Annotated in this window: 1 pseudogene and 1 other annotated feature; the pseudogene reads left to right on the top strand. The window is 62.6% G+C overall.

What is annotated here, in order from left to right:
* Window positions 1–254 (top strand): annotated as a pseudogene (locus AB3X86_RS38515) (IS3 family transposase); the annotation flags it as partial.
* Window positions 104–202: a sequence feature (AL1L pseudoknot), on the top strand. Its footprint overlaps the pseudogene before it by 99 nt.

Below are 254 nucleotides of genomic sequence, written 5' to 3'. Positions count from 1 at the left end.
GTTTGCGCCCGGGCACAAGCACGCAGGAGCAGGATCGGCTCAAGGAGCTGGAGAGGGAGAACCGTGAGCTGCGCCAGGTTAATGAAATCCTGCGCAAGGCGTCGGCGTATTTCGCACAGGCGGAGCTATGATCACGTTCATCGATGATCAACGGCACGTCTACGGGGTCGAGCCGATCTGCAGGGTACTGCCAATCGCGCCGTCGACGTACTACACGCATGTGGCCCGCCGCGCCCATCCTGAGCTGGTGCCGG

Source organism: Paraburkholderia sp. BR14374 (assembly GCF_040948685.1).
GTDB lineage: Bacteria > Pseudomonadota > Gammaproteobacteria > Burkholderiales > Burkholderiaceae > Paraburkholderia > Paraburkholderia youngii.
The sequence above is the reverse complement of the archived record's forward strand: the minus strand, read 5'-3'. Positions and strand labels throughout refer to the sequence as shown.